This window comes from Dongia sp. (assembly GCF_041909655.1).
In the GTDB taxonomy this organism is placed as follows: Bacteria; Pseudomonadota; Alphaproteobacteria; order Dongiales; family Dongiaceae; genus Dongia.
On record NZ_JAYRDA010000002.1, the window covers coordinates 527,445 to 541,030 of the forward strand.

A 13,586-nucleotide genomic window follows, 5' to 3' on the forward strand; every position below is an offset into this window, starting at 1 on the left:
TTCGTGGTCATGGCGTGGCCCCGCTTCCCGCCGCACCGCTTCCCGCCGCACCGCTGCCGAGGCGCTGCAGGCGATAGAGCGCCACCCGGTCCGCGGCCAGCATCGAGCCGTCTTCCTGAGGCACGTAGATGGCAAAGAGATCGCCGAGGCAGAAGCCGACGATGCCGGATTGATCCGCACCGCTGATGCCGGCGGCGTCCATCGTCGTGAGCCAGGCAGCGACCTCCTCGCCAGCGCGCTGCAATGCGGCGGCGAGCGGCTCCAGCGTTGGACCGGCACAACCGGCACCATCGAGGGCGATCAGCGCTTGCGGGCCCAATTGCAGCAGGCGGCCTGCTTGCGCGGCCTCGGCCCGCGCCGGATCGGCAAGGGCGATCACTTCCGCCACCTGCCAGATCCCGTCCAGGCGCGCCGCTTCGGATGACGCCATCTGCGCCGCAGCGGCGTCCGCCAAAGAGATAAAACCGAGAAGGGCCGCCATCGCACGTCGCATCGTCATCCTTCGCATCACTACCGAGCCGGCAGATTGCCAAATCCGGCCGCGAGCACCGCGATCCAGCCGAGGATCAGCAGGCTGCCGCCAAAGGGCGTCACATAGACCAGCCAGAACGGGCCACCCAAAGCCAGGCCATAAAGACTACATGAAAAAGCCAGTGCGCCAAAACAGAACGCAAGGCCGGCCAGGGCCAGGCGCCGGCTCGGGAATCTGGTCGCCAAAGCGGCAATGCCGAGCAGGGCAATGGCATGCCAGAGCTGATAGGAACTGCCCGTCTTCACCCAGTCAATGGCATGCGGTTCCAACACCTGTTCCGCGCCATGGGCCGCCCAGGCACCAAAGCCCACCGCCATGGCACCTTGGATCCCGGCACCGATCAGCCATTTGCGCATGCCGCCGCTCCCAATTGCAGATTTGTCACCGATGCAGATTTATTACCGATTCCGGCAACGCTCATCCCGTCACTATCGCATGGGGAAGGGTTTGTGGCATCATCGACGGGATGCGGCGAAACGCCCGATTTTGGATTGACGTGCCCACACGAAAAAAGAGAGCAGCAGCGTGAGCGAACCGGCAGCAGCGAACAGCAATCCCCCGAATGGTGACATCGACCTGAGCGCGGCGGGTGGTATCTATCGCCTGACACTCAACCGGCCGCAGCGCCTCAACGCCTTCACCCGCAACATGCTGAGCGCCATGTCGGACGCTCTCGCCGATATCGCCGCCGACCGCGAGGCACGGGTCCTCGTCATCACCGGCGCAGGACGCGCATTCTCCGCCGGCCAGGATCTTACCGATAAAGGCGCCGTCGAGGATGGCCGCGCCTGCCGCAACACGGTCGAGCGCTATTACAATCCCGTCATCCGCCAGATCAACAGCCTCGATCTGCCGGTGATCGCCGCCGTCAACGGCATCGCCGCCGGTGCCGGCGTTAGCCTGGCGCTCGCCTGCGACATCGTCGTCGCAGTCGAGAGCGCCGCCTTCGACCTCGCCTTCGCGCGGATCGGCCTCATCCCCGATGCCGGCGGGACGCATCACTTGCAGCGCCTGCTCGGTCCCGCCCGCGCCAAGGCCATGTCCATGCTGGGCGAGAAGATCGCGGCCGCCGAGGCCGTGCAACTGGGCCTCATCTACCGTGCGGTGCCGGATGCCGATTTCGCGGCGGAGATCGGTGCCCTCGCACAGCGCCTCGCCAGCGGCCCAACCAAGGCATTGGCCTTGATGAAACAGGCCTTCCATGCCGGCGACCATAATTCCCTGGAGCAGCAATTGGCGCTGGAGGCGGAACTGCAATCCCAGGCCGCCGATACCGAGGATTTCGCGGAAGGCCTCGCGGCCTTCCTCGGCAAACGCGCGCCCCGCTTCAAAGGTCTTTAAGCGGCATGATCCCGATCGCCGAGCGCTGGTTCGAAACCCGCAGGATCGACGACGACATCACGCTGCTGTGGGAACCGCATGTCATCCCGCTCATGCGTTGCAACATCTGGCATGTGCGCGGCAGCACGCGCGACCTCGTGATCGATACCGGCATGGGCATCGCCAGCCTCACCGAGGCCGCGAAGACACTTTTCGGCAAGGCGGTGACGGCGGTGGCAACGCATACCCATGCCGACCATATCGGCAGCCATCACGAATTCGAGCACACTCTGGTCCATGCCGCCGAGGCCGATAATCTCGCCCGGCCGAGCGAGGCCGGTACCCTGCTATACGCCGACTTCTCGCAGGACGAGCTCATCAAGATCCGTGTCGCCGGCTATGAGATCGACAGCGACCTTATCACTGCGCTGCCGCATCCCGGCTACGATCTCAGGAGCTACAGGATTCACCCGGCGCGGGTGACCGAGATCGTCGAGGATGGGGATGTTGTCGACATCGGCAATCGCCGCTTCGAGATCCTGCATCTTCCCGGCCACTCGCCGGGCTCGATGGGGTTGTGGGAGGCGGCGAGCGGCACGCTTTTCTCCGGCGACGCACTCTATGACGGGCCGCTTCTGGACGAACTCGATCATTCCGACATTCCCGCCTATGTGCGCACGATGAAGCGCCTGCGCGAACTGCCGGTCAATGTGGTCCATGCGGGGCATGATCCCAGTTTCGGACGTGAACGTCTTGTCGAACTCTGCGACGCCTATCTGGCGCAACGGGCCTGACATCACGGGATACAGTCAATTTGTCATCCCCCGCGAAGGCGGGGGATCCACGAGTTTCTTTCTTCAATTGCCGACAAACTCATGGATGGTCCGCCTACGCGGACCATGACAGATAGAAGGAGATCACCGCGGTGCCGCGGCGCGGCGCAGGCGGTCGTTGATGGCGATGCCAAGGCCGGTTTCAGGAATCGGCATCACGGCGATACCGCCGATGCCGGGCCGGTCGAGGTCGCGCAGCATGGCAAAGAGATTAGCCGCCGCCTCGGTCAGATCGCCCGTGGGGCTGAGATTGCGCGACACCGCGGCATGAGGCGCATGCGGTCCAAAAGCCAGCAGCGCCTCGCCGGGGGCGACCTCCGTGGCATTCAGGCGCACCGCGCAAGCCGGCGCGTAATGACTGAGAAGGCGCCCCGGGCCATGAAGCCCTTCCGCCACATCGCCGACTTGCGCGGCCATGGTGACCGGGCGGCCGAGTGCCGCGGCAATCTCTTCCAGGCTGATTCCGCCCGGCCGTAAAATCTGCGGGACTTCTTCGAGCAGCGAGACGACGGTGGATTCAAGACCGATGCGGCAGGGTCCGCCATCGAGGATCATTGCAACCTTGTCGCCCAAGCCCTCTGCCACATGCGCCGCGCTGGTGGGCGAGATGCGCCCCGACGGATTGGCGCTGGGACCGGCCAGCGGCCGGCCGCTCTCTTGCAGCAAAGCCTGCGCCACCGGATGCGCCGGAATGCGCAGCGCCACCGAATCCATCCCGGCACTCACCAGCAGCGAGAGCCGGCAGGAAGCCAGGCGCGGCAGAACTAGCGTGAGGGGCCCCGGCCAGAAGCGCTGCGCCAAAATCATCGCGGCGGGCGAGAGAGCGGCATACGCCGCCGCGGCATCGAGGCTCGCCACATGCACGATCAGCGGGTTGAAACTGGGCCGCCCCTTGGCCGCGTAGATCTTCGCAACCGCCTGGTCGTTTTCCGCATCGCCGCCCAGGCCATAGACGGTCTCGGTCGGAAAGGCGACGAGATCGCCCGCGGCGATGGACTTCGCCGCCAGGGCTATGTGTTTGCTATCGGCGGGAACGATCCTGCTCATCGCGTGCGCCCCCTTCAGCGGATGCCGCGGGCGATGAAGGGAGTGTTCCGGAAACCCGGCTTGCCGTAACGCAAAGGCACGCCGTCCAGCGTATCGACACGGCCACCCGCCGCCAGCAGCACGGCATGCCCCGCCGCCGTATCCCATTCCATGGTGGGGCCAAAGCGCGGATAGATATCGGCCACGCCTTCCGCGAGACGGCAGAATTTCAGCGAGGACCCAGCCACCAGCGTGGCCGCGATATGCTCCCCGAAGCTCTCTGCCTTGACCAATTCCTTAGCCGCATGCGAGCGGCTGATGGTCATGACGGCGCCCGCCGCCGGCACGCGCCGTGCAGCGATCGGCTCCAGGACAACGCTGCCATGGCTGCGCAACGCGCCGAGCCCCACCTGGCCCATATACATCTCGTCCCGCGCCGGCAGATAGACGATGCCCAGCACCGGGATTCCGTCCTCGACGAGCGCGATATTGACCGTGAACTCGCCATTGCGGGCAATGAATTCCTTGGTACCGTCCAACGGGTCGACCAGGAAGAAACGCCGGCCGATGGTAGGCGGCAGGCCATCCGCCGCCGATTGTTCCTCGGCCACGACCGGCACGCCCGGGGCGAGATCGGCGAGGGCGCGGAGGATGATCTTCTCTGCCGCCACATCGGCCTCGGTCACCGGCGAATGATCGGCCTTGCGCGATGCCGCGAAATCGCCGGCATAGATCTGCATGATCGCCTGGCCCGCATCTCGCGCGGCGGCGATCAATCCGTCGCGCAGCTTGGCATCGGCGGACATGGTCTTCGAGGAAGATGTCTCTGATTGTGGCATCCCGAACCGCAATTCCAAAGGGCACGCCTGGTGCCGGACCGGGCTTTCCTAGCCTGTTTACCGCGGTAATGCCACGGCCAAACGTCGGATTCGGGGCCTCAGGACGCCCTGAAACCCGGCTGCGGGGCAGGCGTGGGATCATCCGCCGTCGCGTTTTCCAGCGACGTCAGCAAGTCTTCGAGCGCCCCCTGCTGTTCCAGGGACAGAGGTGCTATGGCGGGTGCCGCTTCATGGGCGGCGGCACTCGTCTTGGCGGCGTCGCCGCTGATCAGGGCCGCCTTGGCGTGGAGACTGATTTTCTGGATGAGGTCATTGGCGTCGATCGGCTTGGGCATGAAATCGTTCATGCCGGCTTCGAGGCACAGGCGCCGATCCTCCTGGCTGGCATTGGCGGTAAGGGCAATGATCGGGATCTGCGCCGCGGCACCGCCCAATTCGCGGATGCGGCGGGTGGCGGAAAGGCCATCCAGTTCCGGCATCCGCATGTCCATGAGGATGATGTCGTAGGATCGGCTGCGCACGGCTTCCAGCGCTTCCAATCCATTGCCGGCGACATCGGCGCGCGCGCCGGCCCGGGCGAGAATTGCCGTCACCAGCATCTGATTGACCTGGTTGTCCTCCGCGAGAAGAATGCGCAGGCTGGCGCCATCGGCAAAAACCGCGGGCCCGGCATGCCCCGCATGGCCCAGCGGCGGGCGCGCGTCCTGGTTCAGCAGACCGGCGAGGCAGGAGAGGAAGCTCGAGCGCCGCACCGGCTTTGGCAGTTGCGCATCGATATTGTCGAGCATGTCGTTCTGGTCGATGAACAGCGCCGAGGACGACAACACGATATTCTCGACAGTCACGCGCCTCAGCGCTCGCAGACGCCGGGCGAAATCGACCCCGGACATGTTCGGCATCACCTGGTCGATAATGGCGAGCGCGATCGGTTCTTCCGGCGGATGCCCGGCAAGCTCGTCGAGAATCAGTTCCGGCTCGCTGGCGCTGATGGCGCGCGCACCGATGCTGGCGACGTAACGTTCGAATATCTCGCGATTGACCTGGTTGTCGTCGACGATGAGGATCAGGCGACCGGCGAAGGCGGCGGAGATCTGCTTGATATCCGGTGTGGTGGCGCCGAGCGGGGCGCTGCCCTTGGCATGACCGAATTCCGCAGTGAACCAGAAGGTCGAACCGGCGCGGGCACCCGTGCGGGAATCGACCCCGATCTGGCCGTGCATCAGTTCGACCAATTGCTTGCAGATGGCCAGCCCCAATCCGGTCCCGCCGAAGCGGCGCGTGGTCGACGCATCCACCTGGCTGAACTGATGGAACAGGCGGTTTTGCGCCTCGACCGGGATGCCGATGCCGGTATCGCGCACGGCAAAGCGCAGCTTGCAACCAGCCTCGTCGTCGCGCGCCGATTCCACGATCAGGCTGACACCCCCTTCTTCAGTGAATTTGACGGCATTGCTGAAAAGATTGAGCAGCACCTGACGCAAGCGGCCGGGATCGCCGCTGAGCCGAACCGGCACATCGGGGGCCACGAAGCAGGCAAGCTCGATGCCCTTGGTATGAGCGCGGCTCACCGCCAGTTCCAGCACCGCCTCGATCTCGGCCACCAGATCGAAATCGATCTGCTCCATTTCCAGCTTGCCGGTCTCGGCCTTGGCGAAATCGAGAATGTCGTTGATGATGGCGAGCAGCGCCTCGCCGGATTGCTGCAGCACATCGACATAGTGATGCTGGCGCTGATCGAGCTTGGTGTCGGACAAGAGGCCGGCCATGCCGAGCACGCCATTCATCGGCGTGCGGATTTCGTGACTCATCATGGCAAGAAACTGGGTCTTGGCCATCGATGCCTGCTCGGCCTGTTCCTTTGCGCTGCGCAGATCCCGGGTCATCGAACGTGCCAGGGCTTCGGCGCGGTAGCGCGCCGCCACCATGAACCACAGCCCGGCGCCGATCAGGATCGAGATCACCGAACCGCCGAGCATCACCATGACCGGGACGAGATCCGTCGATCCGCCGGCGCCGCTAGTGGCACGATATTCGACGGTCAGGCTCTGTCCGGCCAGAATCATGGTATGAGATCTCGCCAGGCTGCGAGCGGCCGGTGTGGAACTTGCTTCGCCGTCGGCATGGCTGCCATAGACCAGGCGCGCATCCTGTGCCGTGGCGCCCAGATAGATCACGACGCTGAGTTCGTTGCCAATGTCCTGCAACGCGGCCTCAGCCATGCCGCTGACGCTGATCGGCATCGCGATCCAGCCCTTGAGCGCGCTCCTTCGCTCGTCGATCGTCAAGGGCTCGCTATCGCGATGATAGACCGGCGCCACCAGCAGCATGCCGATGCGGCTCTTTTCGTTCACCACGTCTGAGATGACGCCGCTCATGGCAACCGCGTTGCTGAGCATCGCCCATTCGAGCACCTTGCGGCGATGAGGGTCGCTGGCAAGATCCAGACCGATCGCGGCGCGCGTGGTCGCGGCCGGTTCGCTGAGGCGCAGCAGATAAAGTTCGTCGGGCTTCCCCGGTCCCAGCACCTTTACCATGAAGTCGTCGCTGCCGAGCAGCTTGGCCTTGCCGATAAAGGCGGCCAGATCCCCGCGCCGAACCCGTTCGACATAACCCAGGCCCAAGGCCCCATCCATTTCGCGCCAGTTGAGGCCGAGGACCATGCGCTGCCAATCGGCCGGACTGAGATCGTTGCCGAGGGTTGCCATGCCCTTGGCCATCGACACCACCAATTCGAACGAACGGAAGCGATCCGCAAGCCGCTTTTCAAAACGGTCGACCACCAGATTGAAGCGTTGCAGAGCGGCATCTTCCACTTGGCGATGCAGCAATTGGGCAGCGATGGCGGCAAAAAGAATGCCGATCAGGCTGATGCCGATGCCCCAGGCCCAGGCACGGGCGCGGATCGACGCCACTGCTGAGATCTTCACCGACCGCGTGATGCCCGTGTTGCTCGCTGCCAAATCCGTACCTCGGCGCCGAATGCGCGGCCGGTGCCCTCAGCCGCATGCAATCCGGCATTTTGGGTCAATATGGTGAAGCAATGGTTAAGCAGATTCGTTCCCGCTTGGGCATAACCTCATCAAAAGATGCGGAAAATGCGGCACCGCATTGCCGCGTCGCCAGCCGCTAGGGCAGCAGCGATTCAAGTTCTTTTTGCAGAATGGCGCGTTGTGGCGACTCGGCCGGCAATTGATCGAGCACCTGCTGCCATAGACGCTGCGCTTCCGCCCGGTCACCCGCGACACGGGCAACGAGGCCGCCATAATAGAGGCCCAGCGGATTCTTGGGATCGAGCGTGCGCGCACGCTTGACCGCTTCGATGAATTCGGGCGGCAGATAGCGATCGATGTCGTTGCGGCCGGCGATGATCGCATCGGCATAATCGAGCTGGATGTCGAGCCGCGCCGGCGCCAGCGCAGCGGCCTTCCCCCAGGCGGCACGGGCATCGTCGCCGCGTTCCAGAACCTGATAGGCACGCGCCAGGCGGATCCAGCCTTCGAGATCCTCCGGCGCCGCCTGCAGCCGCTCGGCCAGACGCGTCACCATCGCGTTGACGAATTCCTCGCGCTCGGCCGGCGACATGGATTCCGCCGCGGCGATTTCAGCGGCACTCGGCCCAGCAGCCGGCGCATCTTCGGCCCCCGGGCTTGGCACCGGCGCACGGCCCAGACGCTGCGTCGCCTTGGCGATATGATTGTCGAGCATCGCCCGCCATGGCGCATCCGCGGGCGTCTCGGCTGCCAGCGCCATCCAATCCGCGAGCGCCCCTTCGACATCGCCGGCCTGGGCGCGGCCGAGAGCCAGGAAGAAGCGCGCAATGGGATTGCTGGGATCAGCCGCGAGGGCGCGGCGGAAGGCGGCATTCGCGGGTTCCGTCATCTCGCCGCCGCTGGCCATCAGCAAGGCCTGACCATAGGCCGCGAGCGTATCTGAATCGTTGGCGCCCAGAGCCACGGCCTTGCCATAGGCGGTGGCGGAATCGGTCGGCTGGCCGGCCGCGCCATACCCGGCCGCCAGCGCCACCCAGGCCGCCGCATCATTCGGCCGCTCGGCGACCGCATCCTGCAGCCGCGCGATTTCCGGGCTGGTCACGATGGCATTGGCTTCATGCGCGAAAGGCTGACCCGGCAGGCCCGGCTCGCCCAGCCACAGGTAAAGACCGAAGCCCAGCAGCGGCAGCAGGACAGCGGCCGTCACCAGCATGCCATGCGAGGGTGCGCGCGCCGGCTGCCATTGCGGGCTTTCGGTGAGTGCCAGGATGCGGCGCTCGATTTCGATCTGCGCCTGCTTGGCCTGATCCGGCGCGATAAGCCCGGCCGCCGCGTCCCGGTTGAGTTCCTGGATCTGGTCGCGATACACCTCCAAGGCGAACACGATCTCGTTCTTGAATTTGCGCGTATCGAACAGCGGCAAGGCAAGCAGCACCGCCGTCGCCAGCGTCATGATACCCAGGATGAACCAGATCAGGATCATGGCTCGTTCCCATTGTTCTGCGAGAGGGCCTGCGCCACGCGCTTTCTTTCCTCCTGGTCGAGTGCCGTCGGCGATCCCGCCGCGGGACGTCGGCGCAGGAACCAGATCACGAATCCGAAACCGCCGACCAGCACGGCGAACGGTCCCAGCCACAGCACCAGCGTCTCGGTCTTGAAAGGCGGCTTGAACAGGATGAAATCGCCATAGCGCGCGACCAGGAAATCGCGGATGTCATCGTCGCTCTTGCCGGCGGCGATTTCCTCGCGGATGAGGCCGCGGAGATCGACCGCAATGCCGGCATCCGATTCGTCGATCGATTGCGATTGGCATACCACGCAGCGCACTTCCTTCATCAGCGCGCGGGCGCGGGTTTCCAGTGCCGGATCGGAAAGCGGCGTATCCGCCGCCATCGCCCCGGCACCGCCGCCCAGCAGGATCGCCACGGCAAAGGCGAGGAGCATCCGGCGGATATGGCTGGGCGCGATCACTGTGTCAGTTCCGTGATCAGGGGCAGGATTTCCTCGGCGAGGCGCGTGGGGTCGATCGGCTGCGGCAGGCGATAGCGCAAGATGCCCGCGCGGTCGATGATATAGGTTTCCGGAACGCCGGTGAGGCCGAAATCGATTCCCGTTCGCCCGCTTTCATCGGCGCCGATCCAGACAAAGGGATTGCCCAGTTCGGCCAGGAAACGCTGCGAATCCGCCGGCCGGTCCTTGTAGGTGATGCCGACCACGCGGATCTTCGGATTCTTGGCGAGTTCCACCAGCAAGGGATGTTCGGCCCGGCAGGGCGCGCACCAGGACGCAAAGAAGTTGAGCACCGTCACCTCGCCCTTGAAATCGGCCGAGGTGAGGCCCGGCTGATCCGGACCCAATCCGGGGAGGGCGAAATCGGGCACCGGCTTGCCGATGAGGGCCGAAGAGAGGCTCCCCGGATCGCGCGACGGGTCGAGGCCGCGCCAAAAGACTGCAACCAGAACGGCCACGAGCAGCAAGGGCAGGATGAAGAACAGACGCCGCATGACTTGGAATGAAACTCCGCTTCGCTTGGCTCGTGGTCAGGCCTTGGCCGGCTGTGCAACCGGCTGCCGGTTGGGCGCGCCAACGCGGTAGCGCCGGTCGCTCATCGAAACGATGCCGCCCAGCACCATCAATATGGACCCGGTCCAGATCCAGGGCACCAGCGGCTCTTCATAGATGCGCACAGTCCAGGCGCCCTTGCCGTCGCCCTCGCCGATTACCGCGTAGAGATCGCCGAAGACATGCGATTCGATGGCCGCTTCCGTGGTCGGCATGGGCTGCACCATGTATTGGCGCCGCTCGGGATAGAGGTTGGTATAGATTTCGCCATCCTTCAGCACGGCGAAATGAGCCTGCTCGGCGATGTAATTCTCGCCGCGCACGCCGTTGACCCTCTCCAGGCGATAGCTGAAATCGCCGATGACGACGGTATCGCCGGGGCGCATCTGGCGCACTTCCTCGCTCTTCCACGCAGCCGAACCGGTGATGCCGATGATGGTGACGGCAAGACCCGCATGAGCGAGGCTCATGCCATAGGCAGCGCGCGGCAGATGAGTGAAGCGCCGCCAGCTTTCGGCCAGATCGGTGCGGAACAGGCGGATGCGCTCGGCCCATTCGACAAAGGTGGCGGCCAGCAGCCACAGCCCCACGGCGATGCCGAAGCCGGCCAGGATTTCCTTGCCGAAATCGACCCAGAAGCCGAAGACCAGGCCAGCCAGAGCAAGCGCCCCAGCCCCCCACAACCGCTGGAACGCCCCCTGAAGATCGCCGCGCTTCCAGCCCAAAAGCGGCCCCACCCCGGCCAGAATCAGGAGGGGCAGCGAGATCGGGATGAAGGTCCATTTGAAATAAGGTGGGCCGACAGAAACGTCGCCGGCGTCGAAGACGTCGAAGATCAGCGGCAACAAGGTCCCCAGCAGCACCGTGAAGGTGAGCGTGCCGATGAGGAGGTTATTGAGCATCAATGCCGCCTCGCGGCTCACCGGGGCGAACATGCCGCCCGGTTTCAGCATCGGTGCCCGCCAGGTAAAGAGGGTGAGCGCGCCGCCCAGGGCCAGCGCCAGGATGCCGAGGATAAAAACGCCGCGTGCGGGATCCTGCGCGAAGGCATGGACCGAGGTGATGACGCCCGAGCGCACCAGGAACGTGCCCAGCAGCGAAAAGCCGAAGGTGAGGATGGCGAGCAGCAGCGTCCAGGCCTTCAGGGCGTCGCGCTTCTCGACCACGATCGCCGAATGAAGCAGTGCCGTTCCCATCAGCCAGGGCATGAAGCTGGCATTCTCGACCGGGTCCCAGAACCACCAGCCGCCCCAGCCAAGCTCGTAATAGGCCCAGCGCGCGCCCAGGGCGATGCCGCCGGTCAAGCAGGTCCAGGAAAGCAATGTCCAGGGCCGCACCCAGCGCGCCCAAGCAGCATCGATCTTGCCTTCGATGAGGGCCGCCACCGCGAAGGAGAAGGCCATCGAAAACCCGACATAGCCGACATAGAGCATCGGCGGATGGAAGGCGAGACCGGGATCCTGCAGCAGCGGGTTGAGTTCCTCACCCTCGAACGGTGCCGGATTGATGCGTTCGAACGGGTTCGAGGTCAGCAAGGTGAAAAGGATAAAGGCGATACCGATCATCGCCTGCACGGCCAGCGTGCGCGCCTTCAAGCGCGGCGGCAGGTTGTCGCCGAAGATCGCGACCAAGGCACCGAAGAAAGCGAGAATCACCACCCAGAGGAGGAGCGAGCCTTCATGCTGGCCCCAGGCGGCGGCGATCTTGTAGATCACGGGTGTCGCCGAATGCGAATGCATGTAGACGACGGCGACCGAAAAATCGCTCACCACGAAGGCATAGACCAAAGCGAGGAAGGACAGCAGCAGGAAGGCGAACTGGCCGATCGCCGCAGGCTTGGCCAGCGCCATCCAGGCACGGATGCCGCGCTGCGCACCGATGAGCGGCAGAATGGCCTGCGCCACCGCCAGCACCAGGGCGAGGACCAAAGCGTAATGGCCGAGTTCGATGATCATGGATTGGTTCCTCCGCCGCCGGTCGCGGCATCGGCGGCTCCTTCCTGCCAGCGGCCGGATTCCTTCAAGGCCTTGGCGACTTCCGGCGGCAGATAATTCTCGTCATGCTTGGCGAGGACCTCGGTGGCGACGAAACGGCCGCTTTCGTTGAAGGCGCCTTGCACCACGACACCCTGCCCTTCGCGGAAGAGATCGGGAAGCACGCCGCGATAGGCAACATCCAGCGAACTGGTGAGATCCGTGACGCGAAAGCTGACCGTGGCGCCGTCATCCAGCTTGGTGACGCTGTCGACTTCGACCAGCCCGCCGAGGCGGATGGTCTTGCCCGCTGCCGGCTGATCGGCGGCGATGTCGCTGGGGCTGAAGAAGAACACCAGTTCACGGTTGAAGGCATTGAGGACCAATGCCGTCGCGATGCCGAGAAGAGCCAGGCTGATCACCAGCAGATAGAGTCGCAATGTTTTGCGCTTCATGACGGGCGATTACTCTTCTGATTGGCCAAGGCCTGCAATTGCCGCTCGACCAGGCGGCGGCGGCGGGCACCGTCCCACCAGACGATTGCCAGGATCAGCAAGGCGGCGCCATAGGCCGGCCAGATATAGACGCCATAGCCGCCCATCGCCAGGAACGCGCCAAGATCCGGAAACGCCGTCATGCGCGACGCTCCGTCTGCCCGTGACGATCGAAACCTGATTCATCGGATCTAACGCCGTCGAACGTTGCCTGACGCTGCGCACGCAGCCTTGCTTCCAGCAACAGCGTGCGCATGCGTTCCAGCACCGTCACCAGCAGGAAAAGATGGAAAGCGGCGGCCATGGTGAAGAGCGGCCACAACATGCTGGGATCGATGCTGGGGCCGTCCATGCGCGCCACCGAGGCCGGCTGATGCAAGGTGTTCCACCAATCGACCGAAAATTTAATGATCGGCAGGTTGACGAGCCCGACCAGTGCCAGCACCGCGGCCGAGCGGCGGCCGCGCTGGCGGTCGTCGAAAGCCCCCAGCAGCGCCATATGGCCGAGATAAAGGAAGAACAGGAGCAGGAACGAGGTCAGGCGCGCATCCCAGACCCAATAGGTCCCCCACATCGGCTTGCCCCAGAGTGATCCGGTGACCAGAGCGATGAGGGTGAAAGCGGCGCCGATGGGCGAAATCGCCTCGGCCCCCACATCGGCCAGCGGGTGGCGCCAGATGAGAGCGCTGGCGCTGGCGAGGCCCAGAAGCAGATAGGCAAACAGCGCCATCCAGGCAGCGGGGACATGGATGTACATGATGCGCACGGTCTCGCCCTGCTGGTAATCGGGCGGCGAGCCCAACAGCGCAAGATAGAGCCCGGCCAGAAAGCTTAACGCTGTCAAGCCCTTGAGCCAGGGAAGTAACCGTGTGGCGAGGCGCTGGAAGCGGCCCGGATTGGCGAAACGGTGCATGGGCAGGGTTATACCCCCCCCCCCCCCCCCGGGGCCCCCCCCCGGGGGGGGGCCCCCGCCCGGGGGGGCCCGCCCGGGGACCCCCCCCCCCGGACACCCCCCGG

General features: G+C 64.9%; 14 protein-coding genes. 2 read left to right on the top strand and 12 right to left on the bottom strand.

Features of this window, described 5'->3' with window-relative positions; all coding sequences use genetic code 11:
* Positions 1 to 7: 7 nt before the first annotated feature.
* On the bottom strand, positions 8 to 499 hold the full coding sequence (locus ACE3PR_RS05560; protein ID WP_374369058.1) for a hypothetical protein: 492 nt from the start codon (positions 497 to 499) through the stop codon (positions 8 to 10).
* Positions 500 to 510: 11 nt separating this feature from the next.
* Positions 511 to 888 carry a DUF423 domain-containing protein gene (locus ACE3PR_RS05565; protein ID WP_374369060.1) on the bottom strand — a complete coding sequence of 126 codons (378 nt, stop codon included), beginning with the start codon at positions 886 to 888 and terminating at the stop codon, positions 511 to 513.
* 169 nt (positions 889 to 1,057) lie between these two features.
* On the opposite strand from ACE3PR_RS05565, the gene ACE3PR_RS05570 reads away from it, so the two are divergent.
* Positions 1,058 to 1,873: an enoyl-CoA hydratase-related protein gene (locus tag ACE3PR_RS05570; protein WP_374369062.1), complete on the top strand. Its 816-nt coding sequence runs from the start codon at positions 1,058 to 1,060 to the stop codon at positions 1,871 to 1,873.
* Between the two features lie 5 nt (positions 1,874 to 1,878).
* Positions 1,879 to 2,646, top strand: a complete 768-nt coding sequence (locus tag ACE3PR_RS05575; protein ID WP_374369064.1) for an MBL fold metallo-hydrolase — start codon at positions 1,879 to 1,881, stop codon at positions 2,644 to 2,646.
* A gap of 123 nt (positions 2,647 to 2,769) precedes the next feature.
* Here the strand turns inward: ACE3PR_RS05575 and ACE3PR_RS05580 are convergent, their stop codons facing one another.
* From ACE3PR_RS05580 to ACE3PR_RS05625, 10 genes are all read right to left on the bottom strand, one after another.
* Entirely contained in the window at positions 2,770 to 3,732 is a 963-nt protein-coding gene (locus tag ACE3PR_RS05580) for an L-threonylcarbamoyladenylate synthase (RefSeq protein WP_374369066.1), read from the bottom strand.
* Between the two features lie 14 nt (positions 3,733 to 3,746).
* Positions 3,747 to 4,550 carry a 3'(2'),5'-bisphosphate nucleotidase CysQ gene (cysQ, locus tag ACE3PR_RS05585; protein WP_374369069.1) on the bottom strand — a complete coding sequence of 268 codons (804 nt, stop codon included), beginning with the start codon at positions 4,548 to 4,550 and terminating at the stop codon, positions 3,747 to 3,749.
* 98 nt (positions 4,551 to 4,648) lie between these two features.
* Entirely contained in the window at positions 4,649 to 7,477 is a 2,829-nt protein-coding gene (locus ACE3PR_RS05590) for a response regulator (protein ID WP_374369071.1), read from the bottom strand.
* 199 nt (positions 7,478 to 7,676) lie between these two features.
* A complete protein-coding gene (gene ccmI, locus ACE3PR_RS05595; RefSeq protein ID WP_374369072.1) occupies positions 7,677 to 9,023 on the bottom strand; it encodes a c-type cytochrome biogenesis protein CcmI in 1,347 nt (448 codons plus the stop codon).
* Complete coding sequence (locus ACE3PR_RS05600) at positions 9,020 to 9,511, bottom strand: cytochrome c-type biogenesis protein CcmH (RefSeq protein ID WP_374369074.1); 492 nt, start codon at positions 9,509 to 9,511, stop codon at positions 9,020 to 9,022. Before ACE3PR_RS05600 ends, ccmI begins: the two co-directional genes overlap by 4 nt.
* The gene (locus ACE3PR_RS05605; protein WP_374369076.1) at positions 9,508 to 10,044 is read right to left on the bottom strand and encodes a DsbE family thiol:disulfide interchange protein; all 537 of its coding nucleotides are present in this window, start codon (positions 10,042 to 10,044) and stop codon (positions 9,508 to 9,510) included. The genes ACE3PR_RS05600 and ACE3PR_RS05605 overlap by 4 nt, the downstream gene beginning before the upstream one ends.
* Before the next feature lie 36 nt (positions 10,045 to 10,080).
* The gene (locus ACE3PR_RS05610) at positions 10,081 to 12,057 is read right to left on the bottom strand and encodes a heme lyase CcmF/NrfE family subunit (RefSeq protein ID WP_374369078.1); all 1,977 of its coding nucleotides are present in this window, start codon (positions 12,055 to 12,057) and stop codon (positions 10,081 to 10,083) included.
* The gene (gene ccmE, locus ACE3PR_RS05615; RefSeq protein WP_374369080.1) at positions 12,054 to 12,530 is read right to left on the bottom strand and encodes a cytochrome c maturation protein CcmE; all 477 of its coding nucleotides are present in this window, start codon (positions 12,528 to 12,530) and stop codon (positions 12,054 to 12,056) included. The genes ACE3PR_RS05610 and ccmE overlap by 4 nt, the downstream gene beginning before the upstream one ends.
* On the bottom strand, positions 12,527 to 12,712 hold the full coding sequence (gene ccmD / locus ACE3PR_RS05620; protein WP_374369082.1) for a heme exporter protein CcmD: 186 nt from the start codon (positions 12,710 to 12,712) through the stop codon (positions 12,527 to 12,529). The genes ccmE and ccmD overlap by 4 nt, the downstream gene beginning before the upstream one ends.
* Positions 12,709 to 13,482, bottom strand: coding sequence for a heme ABC transporter permease (locus ACE3PR_RS05625; protein ID WP_374369084.1), 774 nt, complete (start codon positions 13,480 to 13,482; stop codon positions 12,709 to 12,711). The genes ccmD and ACE3PR_RS05625 overlap by 4 nt, the downstream gene beginning before the upstream one ends.
* Positions 13,483 to 13,586 lie beyond the last annotated feature (104 nt).